Origin of the sequence: Salinactinospora qingdaonensis (assembly GCF_039539445.1) — a bacterium.
Lineage (GTDB): Bacteria > Actinomycetota > Actinomycetes > Streptosporangiales > Streptosporangiaceae > Salinactinospora > Salinactinospora qingdaonensis.
Genome location: NZ_BAABDD010000022.1, coordinates 23,371 through 42,824, shown reverse-complemented (window position 1 = coordinate 42,824; position 19,454 = coordinate 23,371). Strand labels below are relative to the sequence as shown.

The following is a 19,454-nucleotide window of genomic DNA, read 5'->3' as shown; positions in this document are numbered from 1 at the left end:
TTGGACTCTCCTTTCGGGGGATACAACGGCCGGAGTCAGCCGTCGAGCGCGCGGGTGAGCGCGATCTCCTCACCGGCGCGCAGCCACAGCCGTTCAGGTGGGGCCGCCGGCGGGGGCGGTGCTCCGGTGTAGAGTTCCACCTCCTGGTCGACCGCCGAGCACAGCACCACCCAGACGCGGCGTTGGACCAAATCCCACGCGAGCTTGACCACGGTGATGCGGTTACGGGTGCGAGCCCCACGCAGCGTGCCTGTGGACAGCCATTCCGGCGCGGCCGGCAGCAGGAAGACTCGGGCGGGACGCTCGTGGGTGGCCGGCGTGGAGTGCAGGAGCGCCTCCAGCAGGATCGCCGGCAGCGTGTGGGCGGCATCGGCGTTGTAGACGTGGCGCTGGGGATAGTGCGAACTCATCAGGCTGCGGTGGAAAAAGTCACCGGCCAGCAGCGCGGCTAGTGGACGCTCGACGAGTTCGGGATCGTGCAGCCGCGCAGCGACGAGAGCGGTGTGGAGGTAACCGTGCGCGGAGTCGTTCTCGGTGCCGCGCTTGACCAAGGCCGTGTGTGCCGCACGCGCCAACTGGGGCGTGTCCTGCGGGGTGATCTCGTCGAGGGGCCAGACGGGGTAGAGGTGGCTGAGGTGGCGGTGGTCGTAGTTGTCGGTGATGCCGGGCCAGGCCCATTCGGCGAGGGCACCGTCGTTGTTGACCCGCAGCGCGGGCAGCCGCTCGGCGAGGGCGCGCCACTCCTGGGCTCGCGCCGGGTCGGCCGACTGCCACACGTCGGCGGCGGTGAGCAGGGCGTGGCGGGCGGCGACAACGTCCATCGTGGCGTTGACCGCGGCGGGACTGTAGCCGTTGGCGGGCTGGTTCTCCGGCGAGTAGGAGGGCACGGCGGCGACCTGGTCGCCGTCCCCGATGGGAGTGAGGAAGTCCTCGTAGAAGGTGGCGACCTCAGCCAGCACCGGAGCCAGGCGGTCGCGCAGAAACGCATCGTCGCCCGTGGTGTGCACGTACTCAAGGAGGGGGTGGAGGAGCCAATCGGCGCCGGCGGCCCACAGGTGTTGTGGGTAGGCGCGCTGGAAATGGTAGCTGTGGCCGCTGTGACCGTCGGTGTGCGTGGGGGCGACGACCCCGCGCGCGCCAAACAGGAGCCGGGCGTTGGAGCGCCAGTCGTCGAGTTGGCCCAGCACCAACCGGGCGTGGGCGAGGGAGACTTCAGGCAGAGCGGCCACGGCGGCAGAGGCGAGTTGCAGGTTGAGGTTGGCGTTGGTCGTAAAAGCCCCAGACCAGGCGGTTTCCCACTCGCCGGTCCAGATCCCCGTCAGCCGGGGCGGGAACATGCCCGAGGAGCTGAGCAGGTGGTAGCGGCCGGCGTCGAAGAGGCGCTCCAGCAGGGCGAGCCGGTGGCGTTGCGGCCGAGCCAGCAGCGTGGCCACAGGCAGGTCGCGCTCCTCCCGGGGCGCGCCAAGGTCGAGGCTCACCCGGTCATAGGCGTCACGATGGGCGGGAAGGTGGCGGACGAGCAGGGCGTCGAAGGATTCGGGTAGCGATTCCAGAGAGGCTAGGGGCGGCTCGCTGTCACAAGGCCACGGGGTGTGGCGCGCGACCCGCGTGAGCAGGGTGAGGCGGGTGCAGCCTTCGGCGTGGGCCATGCCGAACACGGCATCTTCGGCGCCTTCGGTGGCCGTGTCGGCGGCCGTGCGGGTAGTGACGTGGCCACCGGTGGGGATCAGGCGGGTCAGTCCCCTGTAGCCGTCACCGCCACCGGGGTGGCGCGCGTCGAACCGCAGCAGGGCGCTGGTGGCCGTACCTAGGCGTTCCACCTGCTCGGGGATGCCGGGCAGGCGGGGATCGAGGGTCACGGAGGCGGTGATCGTACATCCTGGGGGTGCGCTGAGCCGCCAGACGACCACGTCGTCGGCACGGGAGACAAAGCACTCGGAGCGCCACTCGCCGCCGTCGCGCCGCCAGCGGGCGGTGACGACCCCAGTGCGGTAGTCGACCTCGCGCCGGTAGGCGGCCACGGGGTCGGGAGAGGTCTCCTGGGCGGTGTCACTGATGCGTACCCGTATGGCGAAGGCCGGGTGGAAGGGTTGGACCCAGCGCAGGTCCCAGCCGTCGATGGCGTGACTCACCGCCTCAGCGACACTGGGGGAGGTCGCGTCGGCGAGGAGCACGTCGCGGATGCGGCCGAGGAAGGGCGCCAAGTGTGGAGGGCGCAGGCCCTGGCTACCGTTGGGACGCACCAGGGTGTGGTGGTTGACGACGACACGCTCGTCGAAGGGATCACCGTAGACCATGGCGCCGTGGCGGCCATTGCCGGTCAGGAAGGCGTCCTCCCACTGGGCCGCGGGGGTATTGTCCCAGTTGCCCCGCCAACGCGGTGCTGTCGTCACTGCTCTGCCCACCCGAGCCGCAGGGGGTCCACAGCGGCGGCGCGGGTGAGCGCGGGCGGACCGGTCGGCTCGCCGCCGGCGCTCGTGGTGACGGTCTCGGCGGTGGGCCCCTCCCGTTGCGCGCTCCACAGCGAGCTGGTGAAGGGGGCGGGGTCCGCAGGGACACGGTTCAGGCTCGTATCGTCTATCGGCCATCCCTCGTGGCCGGTGGCCGGCCCTACCAGCTTCCGCAAGCAAAGGACGGCCCCGCCGCCCCCCACCCCGCTCCCGGCCGTGTGCGGCAGGTCGCGAGCTGTGTCGCGCCAGGCGACGTCGCGCTCGCCGGAGCGGGGGTCGCGCCGGGACCAGGAAAAAACGCCCATGGTCGCGAGAGTGGTTCCGGCCCCCTGCATGGGGCGGGCGTCGTCGCGCCAGGTCTGCCCTGGCCACTGTTCGGGGTGGTCGTCACCGCCGTGGCGGATGCGCCCTCGGGTGAGGTCGTTGCGGTCGGGCACGGATCTCTCCTGGTTGTGCCTGGTGTCGTGGGACGGCACGGTCAGCCCTTGATCGCGCCGGTGAGCATTCCCTTGGTGAAATGGCGTTGGACGAAGGGGTAGACGATCAGGACCGGCACGACGGCGATGATCATGACCGCCATCTGGATGGCCAGCGAGGGAACCTGACCCATGGCGTCGATCCCGCTGGTCGCCCCCGAGCTGGGGAGTGACTGCTGCTGGAGCACATAGGAGCGCAGCACGAGCTGCAACGGCCACTTGTCGGCGTGGTCGAGGTAGAGCATGGCGTTGAACCAGGAGCTCCAGTACCCCACGGCGTAGAACAGCGTGATGACCGCGATCACCGCTTTGGAAACCGGCAGCACGATCTGCACCAGAATGCGCAGTTCGCTCGCACCGTCGATGCGGGCGCTCTCGATCATCTCCGGGGCGACGTTCATGAAGAAGGCGCGCAGCACCAGGATGTTGAAGGCCGAGATGGCGGTGGGCAGGATCAGCGCCCAGTAGGTGTCGCGCATGCCCAGGCTGTCGACCAGCAGGTAGGTCGGGATCATGCCGGCCTGGAACAGCATGGTGAACAGCAGCGTGAACAGGATCGTGCGGTGGCCGAACGAGCCCGATCGCGACAGCCCGTAGGCGCACAGCACCGAGGCGAACATCGAGATCGCGGTGCCGACCGCGGTCACCCCGACGCTGACGAGGACGGCGCGGGTGACCACGCCGCCGCTGAGGACGCGCCAATAGGCGTCGAAGGTGATGCCGTCAGGGATGATGACCAGGCCGCCGGCCTCGGTGATGGTCTGCTCGTCAGAGAGGCTGGTGGCCAGGACCACCCACAGCGGCCCCAGCACGACCAGGATGACCACGGCCAGCGTGGCCCCCTTGAGCCCCTGTGCGACCCGCCCCGGTGGCTCCTCCCACACCGGCCGCTGCGGGTGGCGGGGCCGGGACGCGCCGGCGGAGCCGCCAGTGGACTCGGTCGCGGCGGTGGAGTCAGTGTCCACGACGGACGTCATTTTCGGTACACCCCCTGCTCGCCCAAGGCGTGGGCGGCCTTGTTCGCCAACAGCACCATCCCCAGCGAGATCACGCCCTTGACCAGCCCTGCGGCTGCCGCGTAAGAGAAGTCGCCGTTTTGGATGCCGACGTACCAGACGTAGGTGTCGAGTACCTCGGAGGCACCGGCGCCGACCGCGTCGCGTTGCAGCAGGATCTGCTCGAAGCCGACCGTGAGCACGTCGCCCAGCCGCAGCACGAGCAGCAGGGCGATCACCGGCCGCAGGGCGGGCAGCGTGATGTGCCACATCCGCCGCCATCGGCCGGCGCCGTCGATGGCCGCCGCCTCGTAGAGACCCTGGTTGACCGAACTGAGCGCAGCGAGGAAAACGATGATGCCCCAGCCCGCGTCCTTCCAGACGACCTGCGCGGTGACCAGCACCTTGAACAGGGCGGGGTCGGTCATGAGGTCGAAACCCTCGATGCCATGGTCGCGCAGGTGTTGGGCGATGAGGCCGGCGCCGCCGAGCATCTGCTGGAAGATGGTGACGACCAGCACCCACGAGAAGAAGTGGGGCAGGTAAACCACGCTTTGGACCACGGTGCGGACTTTGGGGCTGAGGATGCTGTTGAGCAGCAGCGCCAGCGCGATGGGGATGGGAAAGAAGAACACCAACTGGAAGAAGCTGATCGCCAGGGTGTTGAGGACGACCTCCCAGAAGCGGGGGTCGCTGAAGATCCGCTGGAAGTTGTAGAAGCCGACGAACTCGCTACCCAGGATGCCGCCGGCATAGGGCGAGTAGTTCTGGAAGGCGATGACGTTGCCCAGGATCGGCACGTAGTTGAAGATCAGCAGGATCGCCAGGCAGGGCAGCGTCATCAGGATCAGTGGGCGATCCCGGCGCAGCCGGGTGCGCCAGGTGGTGCCGCCGCGCGTCTCCCGCCGGCCGCCGCCGGTTCGGCGGCGGGCGCGGCGGGGACGCTGGGAGGCGGACTCGTCGGGGCGGCTCCGCACGTCGAGGCTCATCAGTTGCCGCTGTTCTCTTCGGTTTTTTCAAGCAGGTCGGCGTACCAGCCGCGCAGTTCGTCTCCGCCTTGCTTGCGCCAGTTCTCAACGGCGTCGCGGACGTCGGCGATGCTCCTGCGCCCCCGGACGACGTCCTTTTGCAGGTCCTCGAAGGGGGTGAAGAGGGTGGCGTAGCGGGTGGGCTCTTGGATCTGCATGCCGTAGAAGAGGGGTTTCTCGACGTGGGGGGCTTGGCGGGCGGACCAAGCGCAGTAATCCTTGACAAGCTGCGGGTGGTCGACCTTGGCGTAGACACGAGGCGGGGTCACCAGGAAGCTGTAGGTCTGGGTCACCTCGGTGCTGCCCTTCTCGGTGAGTTCGGGCGCGCCGTCGGCGTTGCGCTCGTGGTGGACTCCCTCGACGCCGTAGTTGATCAGCAGGTGCTCGGTGGTGCCGAAGGGGGCGGCGATGAAGTCGGCCAAGGCGAGCAGCTCCTCGATCTCGGCCGTGGACTTCTCCTTGCTGATGAAGCTGTACAGGCTGGCCGCCGCGGCGGCCCAAATCCGGGGCTGGCCACCGTCGGGGGCGAAGAAGTCCATCGCCTGCATGTCGAACTCGGGGTTGGACTCGGCCTGGCGGTTGACCGCCTCGTACCAGGCGCCGGTGCCGTCGTTGTAGATGAGGGTCTCGCCGCTCTCGAAGCGCTGCTTGGCGTCGGCGGTCTTGCCCGCGACGGCGTCGGGGTGGACCACGCCGGCCTCGTAGAGCTTGCGACACCACTCCAGGGCCTCGATGTACTCCTCGGTCTCGACCTTGTGGACCAGTTCGCCGTCGACGAGTTTCCAGTAGTGGGGCCGATCGGGCGGGGTGTGGAAGATGGTCTGGGCCGTGGTCCACATGTCGTCGCAGGCCCAGCGCTTGTTGTCGGGGTCGGTGATCTCTTTGGCGAGCTCCAGGAACTCCTGAGCGCTGCCGGGAGGTTCGACGCCGAGCTTCTCGAACAGGTCGCGGCGGTAGTAGATCGGGTTGCCCACCAGCTCGGAGGGGAACGGCAACGCGCTCAACTTCCCGTTGAAAACGGCGTAGCGCCAGGCATCGGTGGGAATGTTGGCGAGGTTAGGGTATTTGGCGATCTTGTCACCGGCGAGGAAATCGGTGAGATCGGCGAACTTGTTCGCTACCACTTCAGATGTGCGCGGCGGCAGGTTCCAGCCGGGGATACACACCCAGTCGGGGATGGAATCGGAGGCCAGTACCGCCTGCAACTTGTCGGCGTAGGTGTTGCCGTCGGCGACCTCGAAGTCAATGGTGGCGCCCAGAGCCTCGTTGACGGCCTGGAAATATTCGTTGCTTCCCAGGCCAGGTGGGATAGCCCACCACGCCGGAGTCATCGCGGTGTACTCACCACCGCTGCCGGGCTTGCCCTCCACAGATGTCAGCGGATTATCCGGGAATTGGGTAAAGCCCGGAATGGACCCCTCAACACCTGGGATATCGGGAGAGACTACGTCTCGGGGGATGTAGTTGGGCAGCACTTTCTGGAGGGCATCGCCGGTGGCGACCCCGCCCGAATTCGGGGAGGACGACGGTGGGGAACATGCCGTGAGCAGCGGATTTGCCGCAGTGACAGCGGCTGTTGCGGTCACCGCGCCCAGGAACGATCTGCGGCTCAAAGCGGTAGGCACGCGGGGAGGTGTGTTCTTCATTGCTGCGGCAACCCTTCGTGGTGCGCCAGGGCACCAGCGGCCGGGGCCACTGGTCGGCTCAGGTGGGGGAACTGGCGTTTCAGGCAGAGCAATGGCGGCTTCGGATGAGTTGTCGGTCCCTTCTTGAAGCATCATATGGTCGAAGCGCTTCAATATTGCGAAGAGGTTAAGCTAACCAAGCAGAACACACAAGTCCCGAGAAAAGATTGATCTTTGCCCGCTGGGCTTTACGGTTTGTTGCGCGCGAGAACAGCCCAGCCCGCTCGGCTCCTCACGGGTCTAGACCGCTCGGTGAACTTGTGAACCTATTGACAGAGCTTTGGCGAGAGTTCAGCATTGAAGCGCTTCGAAATGTCCGTTAGACGCGCCGGCCCCTAACGCAGCAAGGACATCCCCCATGACCGACGATTCCGCTGCCTTCCGCGATTCCCGGTTGTCGTTCGACGAACGTGTCGACGACCTACTGGAGCGGTTAACCACCAGTGAGAAGATCGCTCTCCTGCACCAATTCACGCCGGCCTTCCCCCACCTGGGGATCTCCGCGTTTCGCACCGGGCAGGAGGCGCTGCACGGAGTCGCGTGGATGGGACCGGCCACGGTCTTTCCGCAGGCTGTGGGGTTGGGCGCAACGTGGCACCCGGAACTGCTGCGTGAGGTCGGCACGGCGGTGGGCACCGAGGTAAGGGCGATGCGCGCGCGTGACTCGCGGGTGGGGTTGAACGTGTGGTCGCCGACAGTGAACCTGCTGCGCGACCCACGGTGGGGGCGTAACGAGGAGGGCTACGCCGAGGACCCACGGCTCACCGCCGCGCTGGCCACCGCCTACAGCGGCGGGCTGCGCGGCGATCATCCGGTGTACTGGCGCACCGCGCCGCTGCTCAAACACTGGCTGGCGCACAACAACGAGACCGACCGCAGCGTGACCTCCTCGTCAGTGCGCGCCCGCGTGCTGCACGAATACGAACTTCCGGCCTTCCGCGGCCCGGTGGTCGCCGGTACGGTCATAGGCGTCATGCCCGCCTACAACCTGGTCAACGGGCGCCCCAACCATGTGGGCTCGCACCTGCGCGACCACCTGCGGGCCTGGACCGACGCGGAGTTGGTGGTGTGCAGCGACGCCGCCGCCCCCTCCAACCTCGTCGACGAGGAGCACTACTTCGACACCCACGAAGAGTCGCACGCCGCCGCGCTGCGCGCCGGGGTGGACAGCTTCACCGACCACGACCAGGACTCGAGCAAGACCATCGCCCGGCTCACCACCGCGCTGGAAGCCGGCCTGATCGAAACCGCCGACATCGACCGGGCCGCGCGGCGGCTGCTGCTGATGCGGCTACGACTGGGCGAGTTCGACCCCGACGTCGACCCCTACGCCGGCATCGGAGTCGACCAGATCGACACACCCCACCATCAGGCCCTGGCCCAGCGCGCCGCCGAGGAGGCGGTGGTGCTGTTGAAGAACGACGCGGCGCTGCCGCTGGACTCGGGGCGCATGCGACGGCTCGCCGTTGTGGGCCCCCTGGCCGACGAGGTCAAGCTCGACTGGTACAGCGGCGACCTGATCCGGCGCTGCTCGCCGCTGGAGGGGCTGCGGGAACGGCTGGGTGCCGGCACCGTCGTCCACGCCGAGGGCGCCGACCGGATCTTGCTCCAAGCGGTCGACGGCGGGCGGTGGCTCACCGTCGCCCCCGAGACCCCCGACCGCAGCGGAGAAGACTCCGCCGCCCTCAACCCCGCCCACGTCAGCGGCACGACCGAACTGCCGCCGGTGACGCTGTCCGACGTGCCCTCTGAGCTGGATCTGCTCGACTGGGGCGGCGGGGTGGTGACGCTGCGCGCCGTGGCCAACCGGCACTACCTCTCCGTCGGCGACGACGACCTGCTGCGTGCCGACAAGGAACAGCCCGGCGGCTGGGTGGTCCAGGAAACCTTCCACCTGGAACCGGTCTCCACCGAGGGAGGCAACAGTGGTGCGCACCGCCTGTTCCATCTGGGCAGTGGTCGCTACGTGAGCGCCGACCCGGCCACCGGCGCCCTCCGGGTCTTCTCTCGCGACGCCGAAACCGCCGAACACTTCATGGTGCTGCCCGTCAGCGAGGGCGCCTCGGCCGTGGCCGACGCGGCGCGCGACGCCGACGCGGTGCTCGTGGTCGTCGGCAACGATCCGCACATCAACGGCCGCGAGACCGAGGACCGCGCCGATGTGGAACTGCCCGCCCAGCAGCGGCGGCTGGTCGAGGCAGCCCGAGCGGCGAACCCGCGCACAATCCTGGCCATGACCAGCAGCTACCCTTACGCGGTGCCGGACTTGCACGAGGAGTTGCCCGCGCTGCTGTGGAGCGCCCACGGCGGGCAGGCGGCCGGCCACGCACTGGCGCGCGTGCTGCTCGGCGAGGTCTCCCCCGCCGGGCGGCTGCCGCAGACCTGGTACCGCTCCACCGGAGACCTCCCGGACCTGCTGGACTACGACATCATCGGCGCGGGCGCCACCTACCAGTACTTCACCGGGCCGGTGCTGTACCCCTTCGGCCACGGCCTGAGCTACACCTCGTTCGGCTACACCGACCTGCGCGTCGAACGCTCCGAGACGACGGTCACCGCGGAGTTCACGGTGACCAACACCGGTGAACGCCCCGGCGACGAGGTCGCCCAGCTCTACATCCGCGCCCTTGACCCGCGCGTGCCCCGCCCGCGGCGGGAGTTGCGCGGCCACTGGCGCGGGCATCTGCGCCCCGGCGAGTCGCAGCGGGTGTCCCTGGCGTTTCCGGTGACCGAGTTGGGCCACTGGGATGTGGCCCATGGGCGTTGGACTGTCGACCCGGGAAGCTACGAGATCCTGGTCGGGCGCTCCAGCGAGGCGATCGAGCTGCGCAGCGTGGTGACCGTGACAGGCGCGGCTCCGCAGCCGCGGCCGGCGCTCAGTGACGGGATCGAGGCGTGCGCGTTCGACGAGTGCGACGGCATTGTCCTGGCCGACCGCGACAAGCAGCGCGGCGACGTGGTGGCCTGCGACGGCGAGCACCCCGGCCGTCTGCTGTTCCGCGACTGTGATCTCACCCCGGCCCCGCGCACGGTCACCTTCGAGGTGGCACGCGAGTCCGCCGGCGCGGCTAGCGTGGAGCTGCGTTCGGGCGAGACACCGATCGCCACCGCGACCGTGCCCAGCACCGGCGACCGCTACACCTGGACCCGGGTGAGCGTTCCCGTGGCGATCCCGGCGGGCACCCATGACCTGCGGCTGATCCTGTGCGGCTCGCTGCGGCTGAACCGCGTCGACTTCTCGGCCACCGGCTGAGCCCTCTTCCGGCTCGGTCCCCACCGGCGCGGGGGTGGGACGGGAGCGGGGAAGCGCCGCCGGCCCGGTGCGGCGGGTCCGCTGCGGTGCCCGTCGGTCCCGTCCCCTCCGCGCCCTCCCCCGCGTGGCCCCGCAGCGAGGTCGCGAGGGGCTCAGATCGGCGAGGCCCCGAGCGCAACGCCGGCACCCTGCGAGAGCGTGGCCATCCAGTCGGCGATGCGTTCGCGGGCCTGGCGCCCAAGGCGCGTGCCTAGCTCGTCGAAAACGTGGGTCGCTTCGGGGTAGATGTCGAGCCGGGCGGGGCTGCCGGCCAGCGCCCAGCGGTTGGCCAGCAGGACCGAGTCGTCGACGAGCATATCGGCTTCCCCGACGGTGAACAGGGCGGCGGGCATACCGTCCAGATCGGCCCACAGGGGCGAGATCTCGGGGTGGAACAGGTCGGTGTCGCCGGCGTAGGCGCGGATGTGCCAGGCCAGCTCCGCCGCCGAGATCACCGGCGTGGCCGATGTGGAGTTGCGGTGGCTGGGTAAGACGTTGGCCAGGTCGAAGGCGCCATAGGTGAGCACGGCTCCGGCGACACGTTCCAGCACCTCGGGACGGGAGGTGCGCAGCCGCACGAGCAGCGCCGCGATGAGGTTGGCGCCGGCCGACTCCCCGACGAGGATGATCCGATCGCTCCCCAACTCCCGCTTCCCGTGGCGGGCCAGCCACACCGCCACCGTCTCGAGATCGGCGACGGCCGCCGGGTAGGGGTGTTCGGGCGCCCTGCGGTAGCCCACCGAGACTGCGGTGACGACTGCCCGGTCGCGCAGCAGGCCGAGCCATTCGTCGTACATGTCGTTGTGGCCGGTGGTCCAACCGCCGCCGTGGGCGTGCAGCACGATGGCGCCGGGCCGCTCGTGGGCGAGTACGCGGAGGTCCACCCCGGCGACGTGGCGGTGGTGGGCATCGGGGTCGCGCGGTTCCACCTGCTCCTCCCATGCCTGGCGCACCGTCTCCAGGTACCCCTCGTGGAGGGGCGTACTGGCCAGCGCCTCTCCGGCGTCGGCGTAACACGCACGCTGTTCGGCGAGGTCGGCCTCGTCGACGGTGACCAGATACTGCTCCAGCGCCACGGCTCCGGAAGCGAAGTGCAACTCGGCCATGACCGTTTCCCCCTCTTCTGTCGTGGTTGCGGGCCGCAGCCTCCGCCGCTCCACTGACCGCAACCGCCAACGGAACACGAGCCCGCGGCGACCGGCACGGCAGCGGAGGAGGAAAGAACTGCTGGGCCTTTGCAGGCGGGGACGGCAGGCCACGACACCAGCCGGGGGCAAGGGACGCGAAGCTACCCCACGGCCACGAGAACGGCTACTGGAGACGCCTAGGGCGGTGCCCCGAAAAGGCACCGCCCTAGGCACGCGCTGCTTAAAGAGAGCCGCCTGGGGGAGTCGAACCCCCGACCTACGCATTACGAGTGCGTCGCTCTGACCGACTGAGCTAAGGCGGCGTAGTCCCACCGCTGCGGCGGACCGGTGCTCAGTTTAGCGCTTCCAGGGACCATCGAGCACATCGCCACGGCTCCGGCGGCGCTGCGACGCTCAGCAACCACTGCGCGCGGGCAGATCACGCTCGTCAGGGGTCTGATCGAGGTAGGTCGTAACCGCGAACTCCAAAAAGCGCGCCACGTCGGCGAAGTTGGACACCAGCCCCAACGAGACCCGGATGGCGCCGCCTGAGGGCAAGCCGAGCCGGCCGAGGTAGTCCTCAAGCGGGAACGGCCTCTCGGCCCCCGGATCGGCCAGCGCGACCGGATCGAGGTTGAAGGCCGCCTCTCCAGCCCCGGGGTTACAAAAACAGCCGGTCCGCAGCGAAATACGGTGGGCCGCGGCATCTCGCGCGACAACCCGCTCGTCGATGACCCTGCCGCGCGGGTCCAAGAAGTTGAACGCCACCGTTCCGCCGCGCGCTCGCGTCGTGGCCGGCCCATACAGCCGAACCAGCGGCATCCCCGTGGAGTGGCGCGCCGCGGTGAGGTGGTCGATGAGCCACCCCGTTAGGCAGCGAACCCGCGTATGGACGGGGTCGACGCCGATCTCGTCCAGCCACCCCAGGCCGGCCTCGATATCGGGGATGGACAGGAAGTTCACGGTGCCGTCCTCGAAGCCTGCCTCGTCGCCGGCGAGGCGGTGCCAGTCGCCAAGGACACTGGCCGCGGTGATGGTGCCGCCCGAGAACCATGGCCGCTCCAGCCGCGCCAGAGCCTGCCTGCGGGCCACGAGACAGCCCAAACCGGTGGGGTAGCCGCAAACCTTGTACCAGCTCACCGGCACGAAATCGGGTTTGACCTCGCTCAAGTCGAGCCGGTTGGCCGGGGCGAAGGCCGCGGCGTCGAGTAGGACGTCCCACCCGTACTCGTGAGCGCTTTCGATCCAGTCAAGCGAGTGCTGGACGCCGGTGAAGTTGCTTTGGGCCGGGTAGGCGAACAGGCCGACACGGCCACCGGCGCGCTTGCGCCCCCGCAGGCTGGGCAGCCACGGCCGCGACCGGCGCAGCACCTCCTCCACCTCGGTGGGGTCAGCGCGAAGGTCGGAACCGGCGATCCCGACGGTGTCGAGTGTGGCGCCACGCGAACGGGCGAACTCCCGGATGCCGTTGACCGAATTGTGGTTGTCGACGAGTTGGGCGAACCGGCGGCCGGGGCGGAACGGGTACGCCTCCCCCACCAGCCGGCAAGCGCCGGTGGCGTTGGGAGTGAAGATCGCAGTGTATTCCTGGGGCGAGGCATTGAACCGGGCCAAAACGGCGGCCCGGGCACTTTCGACCAGTTGGGTGGAGGCCTGCGAACTCGGGCTGGCCGAATGCGGGTTGCCGAAGCAACCGCGCTCAAGGCGCTGGACGTGGTGCTGTAACTGGCGGTGGGCGGCAAGACCTGCGCCGGTGTAATCCAGGTAGACGTGGCCCCCGTGGTCGAGGTAGGCGTACTCGGTGGCGCGCACCTCGTCGAGGTGGAGCGTATCGGCGTACTCCGGATAATCGTGCAGGAAAGCCGACTGTCGGGGAACCGACGGGAGTGGAGCGGAGACGGCTGGAACCTCTCCCACCGGCACGCGTTCCGGCCCGCCCGATGACGGTTCGTCCGTCCCCGGTGACGAGGCCGTGTGATCTCCACGCTGCATAACAATCCCCCTGCTTGGGACTTTCCCGCGCAGAAGAACACCGATCCAGCTACGACACGGCCTTTAGTCAGAATTTACACAGCCGGGCAGGCAGCTCGCGTGTCCGCCTTGCCTTCCTGCGCACCCCACCTAGTGAACTGCAAAAATACGTAAAAGTCAGCAGATCGTACGCCGCGACACTCAGTCAAGAAAAGCAGTCCACGCCCTTGCGGCGGAATGGATTAGCCGTCATTTTCCCGGAAAGCGAAAAAACGGACATAACTTCTTGGGGGGTCCCTGTCACGACGACCGGCTGGCAGGTGGGACACCCTCGCAGCGGCGTGGGCGATCCCGGCGACGTCGCCGCTCGCCTCCCGTCCTCCCAGCGCCTCACGCCGGCTAAGCCCCTGGACTCCGGCGACTGCCCCGGGGTCACCGGCACACGGTGGCGTCCTCTGGCGGCTCGGCCTCGATGAGGTAAGTGTCGACCGTCTCGTCAACGCAGACGCTGCCGCTGCGGTAGGCCGTGTGCCCACCGCTTTCGTGGGTGAGCAGCACCCCCGACTCCAGGGCACCGGCCAGGTTCTGCGCCCACTGGTAGGGCGTGGCCGGGTCGCGCGTGGTCCCCACGACCAGGATGGGGGCGGCCCCCGGCGCGTCGACCTGGACCGGCTCGACCGTGGCCTCGGCGGGCCAGTAGGCGCAGGGCAGCGCGCCCCACGCGAGCGAGGGGCCAAACAGCGGCGCTATCTCGGCGGCCTCGGCCGCGGCGTCGGCGTAGGCGTCGATATCGCGGGGGTTGGGGTGGTCAGAGCAGTTCACCGCGATGAGCGCCGCTGTGGTGTTCTCGTAGTCCTCGCCGGGCTCGCGGTCATAGAGCTGGTCGGCCAGGCGCAGCAGGGCGGTGCCGTCCCCGTCGAAGGCGTCGGCGAGCGCGTCGCGCGCCCGGGGCCAATACGACTCGTTGTACAGCGCAGAAATCAGCGCTGTCTCCACCCGGGTCCGGTTGACCTCGCGGCCGTCGCCCATGGTGGTAGCCAGTGGCTCCCGCTGAGCCGCCACCAGGAGATCACTCAGGTTGGCGGTGGCCTGCTCGGCGGTGGTGGCTCCGCCGCGTGCCAGCGGGCAGCGCCGTAGGCTCAGACAGTCGTCGATGAAGGCTTCGAGGGCGAGCGTGAACCCCTCCGCCTGGTGCAGGCTCATCTGGAGCTGGTTGAGGTTGGGATCGATGGCGCCGTCCAGCGCGAGCGCCCGCACTCGCTCGGGGAACAGGTCGGCGTAGACCGCGCCGAGGTAGGTGCCGTAGGACTTGCCGAGGTAGGTGAGCGCGGTGTCGCCGAGCACGCCGCGCAGCACATCCATGTCCCGGGCGGTGGAGACGGTGTCCATATGCGGGAGCAGCTCGCCGGAGCGGCGCTCGCACGCCTCGACGAACTCCCGGTTGACCTGCGCCAACTCGGCGCGCTCTCGCGGGGTCAGCCGCGCTACCGCTGAGTCGCCGTCGCTGCCGGCATCGTGGCCGAGGTAGTCGTCGAGCCCGTCCCGGTCGAGGCAGCGAACGGGGCTGCTCTCGCCGACGCCGCGCGGATCGAAGCCGACGATGTCGAACTCGGCGCGCAACCGCTCGCTGAGGGCGCTGCCGGCGACGCTGACGTAGTCCACCCCCGAGCCCCCCGGACCGCCCGGGTTCACCAGGAGCGACCCGCGGGCGTGGCCGTCGGCGGCGGGCAGCCGTTTGACGGCGATCTCCAGGCGTTCGCCCTCCGGGGCGTCGTAGTCCAGCGGCACCTCGACGGTGGCGCACTCGAAGCCCGCCGCGTCATCCCCGCAGCCGCGCCACCTGACCTGCTGCTCGTAGAACGTCGCGAGCCCCGCCGGGGCGGATTGGCCCTGCTGCCCGGAGTCGGCGGCGCACCCGGCTGCCAGCAGCGACACGACCATGGCCAAGGCGACACACCGGGAGCCGCGCTTCAACCGGCCTCGCCCTCGTCGTCGGAGGTCGAACGCTGGCCATGGGTGCTCTCGTAGGCCTGGCGGGGACCGCATACATCGGCGCGGTCGCAGGCGCAGCGCCGTCCCCCGTCGTTGAGCCGCACCACGACCTTCTCGCGGGGAACGTCGTGGCCGATCACCACCCCGTCACCTTCGGGGGTGCCGACCTTGCTGCCCGGGTCGGGGGTGCTGGCCTTGAACTCCTGGTAAAGAGGGTGCTCGTATTTGAGGCAGCACATGAGCCGACCGCACGCGCCGGCGATGCGCATCGGGTTGACGGGGAGGTTCTGGTCCTTGGCCATGCGAACCGACACCGGCTCGAAGTCTTTGAGGAACGTGGCACAGCACAGGTCACGCCCGCATGGACCGATACCGCCCTGGAGCCGTGCCTCGTCACGCGCGCCGACCTGGCGAAACTCCACCCGAGTGTCGAGGGCGCGCGACATTTCGCGGATGAGGTCACGAAAGTCCACCCGGTGGGGGGCAGAGAAGTAGACCACGAAGGTGGGGCCCTCCGAGAGGTAGTCAACCCCGACCACCTTCATGGGCAGGCCGTTGGCGCGAATCAGTCGCTTGGCCTGAGAACGGGCCTCGGCACGGCGGGTGCGGTTGCGCTCGTCTCGGGCGATGTCGGCGCGCGTGGCCATGCCCTCGCATACCGGAAGGTCGTCGACCTCCTCGCTCACCCACTCCGGCGCCCAGACGCACTCGGCCACCTCAGGACCGTCGTCGGTGGGAACAAGCACCTTGTCGCCCACGCTCGGGCTGTGACCGCCCGGGTCGAGGTAGTACAGCCGACCGTAACGCTCGAAGCTCACCGCCATCATCATGCCCACGAGCACACCATAGGTCGTTGTCGTGCTTCACGTCACCGTCATGGCGCAGGCGATGCGGGATCGCCGTGGCACCGAGGGGGCAGCGGGGCGCCGGCGCGTGTTCACCCCATGTACAGCGCGGCGGTCATGGCCTCCAGCGCAATCTGGGGATGGACGTTGGCGGCGATGCGGCGGCGACAGGCCATGATGGCATCGATACGCCGCAGGGTCGCCTCGGGGGTGGAACGCTCGGCGATACGCCGTAGCTGACTGTCGTGGCTGGCTGTGGACAGCTCAACCTGCGCCCCCACCTGTTTGGCGAGCACATCGCGGTAGAAGGCCACCAGATCCAGCAGCGCGAGATCGTAGGTGTCGCGCTTGATTCGGGTGGCGCGGCGCTTCTGCTCCTCCTCCAGGCTTTTGAGGGCTCCCGCGGCGCCGCGCACCGCCTTGGCGACCCCCTTGCCTGTGGCGCCCTCGCCATAGGCCGCCTTCAGGTCGGACTTCTCCCGCTCGTCGAGCTCGCTGGTTTTCGCCTTGGCCTCGGCCTCAGCCAGTTCGTGCAGTTGGGCGGCGGCGGAGACACACGCCCCCATCCCTTCCAACATCCCGGGGATGGCCAGCACCTGCTCGCGACGCTCCCGAGCAGCGGGGTCGCGGACGAGTTCGCGGGCCCGCTCCACGTGGCCGGCCGCGGCGCGTGCGGCCTCTGCTGCCACCGTCGGGTCGACCCCGTCGCGCGAGACGAGCAGCTCGGTGACGGCCTCGGGGCTGGGCATGCGCAGGTTGACCACGCGACAGCGCGAGCGGATCGTGACGAGCAGGTCCTCGGCTGTGGGGGTGCACAGCAGCCACACGGTGCGGCTGGAGGGTTCCTCGACCGCCTTGAGCAGTGCGTTGGAGGCCGCCTCGGTGGCCCGGTCGGCGTCCTCGAACAGCACCACTCGGAACCTGCCGCCCGTGGGACGCGACGCCGCCTGCAATACCAATTCGCGGGTCTTTTCCACCCCGAAGCTCAAGCCGCTGGGGCGCACGTAGAACACGTCAGCGTGCGTGCCGGCGAACACTTGGTGGCAGGAGTCGCAGTGCCCGCACCCGCCGTCGTGGCACTCCAGTGCCGCGGCGAAGGCGCGGGCGGCTTCGGCGCGCCCCGAGCCCGGCGGCCCGGTGAACAGCCAGGCGTGCGTCATGGCCCCGCCGTCGCCGCCGGCGAGCAGGTCGGCAGCGCCGTGCGCGGCAGCGCGCAGTTGATCGGTGACCGCGTCCTGGCCTACCAGGTCGTCGAAGACGCTCATCGGGACTCAAGCATACGAGCAGCGGGCGACATCGCGGACTGACTGCCCAACGATTCGGTGCCGGACTCTCCACAACGCACCCACGGTGAACGTCGGTGGTGAGGTGAGACGACCGTGACCGCCATGACGTGTCGCCGCCCGGCGATTCTCGGGACGCTCACACAGCTTCAGGCCGGTTCACGACGGGGGCGTGGACCGGCCCTCGCTGTCACTCCCGGATGACCGGGATCATGTTGGTGACGGCCTCTGAGTCGTCGGGGACGGGGTCGGGCAGGATCGGCCGGATGCGACGCTGGATCGCGCGCGTGATCTCCTCGGGGGACTCTTGAGCGTCGAGCACCAGGTAGCGCTGGGGCTCGCGCTCGGCGAGGTCACGGAATCCCTGGCAAACGCGCTCGTGGAACTCCGCCGCCTCGGCCTCGATCCGGTCGGTGGGGCTGGCGTGACGCGCCAGACCCGCCGCTGCCGGCACGTCGAGCAGCACCGTGAGGTGAGGCACCAACCCTTCGGTGGCCCACCGGTTGATCTCCACGATCTCGGACTCGGCCATCTCCCGGCCGGCGCCCTGGTAGGCGAGGGTGGAGTCGACGAAACGGTCACTGATGACGATGGCGCCGCGTTGCAGTGCCGGACGGATCACCGAGTTGACGTGCTCGGCGCGGTCGGCGGCGTAGAGCAGCGCCTCAGCCCGCGACGACATGCCGGTGTGCTCCTTGTCGAGCAGCAGGGCACGCAGCCGGGTGCCCAGCTTCGTGGCGCCGGGCTCGCGGGTGGTGACCACGTCGAAGCCCTCATCGCGCAGCCAGATGGAGAGCTGGCGCACCTGCGTGGACTTACCGGCCCCCTCACCGCCTTCGACGACGATGAACGTGCCGGGCACGGGTGTGGCCTCCTCGTCGCCGCCACGCTTGACCGGCACCCCGCGTAGCGCCGCCCACAGCTCTACCGCCAGGGAAACGTCGGCGGGCTCGCGGTTCATCCGCCGGTAGCACACCAGCGCCAGCACGAGGGTAAGCACAGCCATGATCAGCAGCACGGCCGCTGCGCCGGAGAAGTCGTAGGTCAGCTCGCCCAACGGCAGCGTGTAGGAGCCGACCAGGCCCGCGGCGACCGCGGCCACCGCCGCCACGCCCATGAGCGCGACCCGCGCAGCCGCGTAAACGAACCCGAACGCACCGGCGCGGTCGTGGTCGGCGACCTCGCGGTCGAGCAGCGTGACTCCGGTCGCCCAGGCGAGCCCCGCCCCGATCCCCACAGCCGTGACCGCGCCGGCGGCGAAGACCATGTTGGGGATCAGCCCGGCCAGCAGCAGGGCGGCGCCGGCCATACCGACACTGAGCCCGAAAAGGCGCCGGCGGCTGAAATCGCGCAGCACCCGCGGCCCGATGAGGACACCGGCGACCACACCGGTGAAGACCGCGCCGACAAGGACCCCGAAGCCGGCGTTGCCCGCTCCGACCGTGGGCACGAACAACCGCGCGACACCGATCACCGCGCCGGCGGCGGCGAGCGCACCGAGCATCCCCACCGAGAGTCGGCGCACGGTGCCGCCGCGCCAGCCGCTCCACAGCGCCCGCGGCAGCGAAACAGCCCGCCGCTGCTCACCGTGTTCCTTCGCCAGCGGAAGCGTCCACACGACAACGGCGGCGGCGAGGGAGAGGAGAGCGGCGATGTAGAGGGCGATATCGGCGTCGGGGATGCTCATCGGGGGGAACAGCCCGGCCAGCACGGTGGCGGTCGAGGTCACGACCGCGAAAAGCGCGGCAGCCGCCAGCGCCGAACCGTAGGTGGTGAGCAGGTTGAGCTGATCGGCCTGGCCCAGCCACCTCTTCGGCACCAGGCTGGGGGTCGCCGCCTCCTTAGTCGGCGCCCAGAACAGCGCGGCGCACTCGGCCACGAACGTGGCTACCAGCAGCCAGTCGAGCCGCCCCACCAGGGGAACGGACACGTACAGGGCTGCCCGTAGCAGGTCGGCGACGACCATGGTGATGCGGCGGTCGACGCGGCCGGCGAGGGCGTTGGCGAGTGGGCTGAGCACGAGCCACGGCGCGAGCTTGAGGGCGATGACACCGCCGACCGCCGCTGAAATCGTCAGGGGAGGCTGGTCGCGGGTGAGAAGCGCCGCCAAGGACACCAGGGCGAGCAGGCTGAGCCAGTCACCAAGGCTGGACAGCGACAGTGAGATCCACAGCCGGCGGAACGGCTTGCTCGCCAACACACCGCGGGCCCCACTGGGTGCTCCGAGTGATCCGATCGGTCCAGGTCTGCTCATGGCGGTAAAGAGTATCGGGATATCGGGTACAAGACACATGCTCCAGCCAAGCGCCC

The 19,454-nt window shown here is 69.4% G+C and carries 12 protein-coding genes and 1 tRNA gene; 1 reads left to right on the top strand and 12 read right to left on the bottom strand.

Annotated features, from left to right (window positions below; genetic code table 11):
- Positions 1-35 precede the first annotated feature (35 nt).
- Genes ABD848_RS18865 through ABD848_RS18845 form a run of 5 tightly spaced genes read right to left on the bottom strand, consistent with a single transcriptional unit; the run spans position 36 to position 6,319 of the window.
- On the bottom strand, positions 36-2,393 hold the full coding sequence (locus ABD848_RS18865) for a glycosyl hydrolase family 95 catalytic domain-containing protein (RefSeq protein ID WP_344974158.1): 2,358 nt from the start codon (positions 2,391-2,393) through the stop codon (positions 36-38).
- The gene (locus ABD848_RS18860) at positions 2,390-2,887 is read right to left on the bottom strand and encodes a beta-galactosidase (protein ID WP_344974156.1); all 498 of its coding nucleotides are present in this window, start codon (positions 2,885-2,887) and stop codon (positions 2,390-2,392) included. The genes ABD848_RS18865 and ABD848_RS18860 overlap by 4 nt, the downstream gene beginning before the upstream one ends.
- Positions 2,888-2,928: 41 nt before the next feature.
- Entirely contained in the window at positions 2,929-3,903 is a 975-nt protein-coding gene (locus ABD848_RS18855) for a carbohydrate ABC transporter permease (protein ID WP_344974154.1), read from the bottom strand.
- Positions 3,900-4,910: an ABC transporter permease gene (locus ABD848_RS18850; protein ID WP_344974152.1), complete on the bottom strand. Its 1,011-nt coding sequence runs from the start codon at positions 4,908-4,910 to the stop codon at positions 3,900-3,902. The genes ABD848_RS18855 and ABD848_RS18850 overlap by 4 nt, the downstream gene beginning before the upstream one ends.
- Positions 4,910-6,319: an extracellular solute-binding protein gene (locus tag ABD848_RS18845; RefSeq protein WP_344974150.1), complete on the bottom strand. Its 1,410-nt coding sequence runs from the start codon at positions 6,317-6,319 to the stop codon at positions 4,910-4,912. The genes ABD848_RS18850 and ABD848_RS18845 overlap by 1 nt, the downstream gene beginning before the upstream one ends.
- Positions 6,320-6,992: 673 nt before the next feature.
- On the opposite strand from ABD848_RS18845, the gene ABD848_RS18840 reads away from it, so the two are divergent.
- The gene (locus tag ABD848_RS18840; protein WP_344974148.1) at positions 6,993-9,887 is read left to right on the top strand and encodes a glycoside hydrolase family 3 C-terminal domain-containing protein; all 2,895 of its coding nucleotides are present in this window, start codon (positions 6,993-6,995) and stop codon (positions 9,885-9,887) included.
- 152 nt (positions 9,888-10,039) lie between these two features.
- Here ABD848_RS18840 and ABD848_RS18835 read toward each other — a convergent pair whose 3' ends face one another.
- The 7 genes from ABD848_RS18835 to tmk form a co-directional block, all read right to left on the bottom strand.
- Positions 10,040-11,032, bottom strand: coding sequence for an alpha/beta hydrolase (locus tag ABD848_RS18835; protein WP_344974145.1), 993 nt, complete (start codon positions 11,030-11,032; stop codon positions 10,040-10,042).
- Positions 11,033-11,302: 270 nt separating this feature from the next.
- Positions 11,303-11,376: transfer RNA gene (locus tag ABD848_RS18830), tRNA-Thr, on the bottom strand.
- Positions 11,377-11,467: 91 nt separating this feature from the next.
- On the bottom strand, positions 11,468-12,970 hold the full coding sequence (locus ABD848_RS18825; protein WP_344974143.1) for an aminotransferase class V-fold PLP-dependent enzyme: 1,503 nt from the start codon (positions 12,968-12,970) through the stop codon (positions 11,468-11,470).
- Between the two features lie 486 nt (positions 12,971-13,456).
- Positions 13,457-14,965 carry an alpha/beta hydrolase gene (locus ABD848_RS18820; protein WP_425567610.1) on the bottom strand — a complete coding sequence of 503 codons (1,509 nt, stop codon included), beginning with the start codon at positions 14,963-14,965 and terminating at the stop codon, positions 13,457-13,459.
- Positions 14,966-14,994: 29 nt separating this feature from the next.
- Positions 14,995-15,846 carry a PSP1 domain-containing protein gene (locus ABD848_RS18815; protein ID WP_344974256.1) on the bottom strand — a complete coding sequence of 284 codons (852 nt, stop codon included), beginning with the start codon at positions 15,844-15,846 and terminating at the stop codon, positions 14,995-14,997.
- Positions 15,847-15,953: 107 nt separating this feature from the next.
- Positions 15,954-17,126 (bottom strand): DNA polymerase III subunit delta', encoded by a 1,173-nt coding sequence (locus tag ABD848_RS18810; RefSeq protein ID WP_344974137.1) that lies wholly within the window; start codon positions 17,124-17,126, stop codon positions 15,954-15,956.
- Between the two features lie 208 nt (positions 17,127-17,334).
- Positions 17,335-19,398 carry a dTMP kinase gene (tmk, locus tag ABD848_RS18805; RefSeq protein ID WP_344974134.1) on the bottom strand — a complete coding sequence of 688 codons (2,064 nt, stop codon included), beginning with the start codon at positions 19,396-19,398 and terminating at the stop codon, positions 17,335-17,337.
- Positions 19,399-19,454 lie beyond the last annotated feature (56 nt).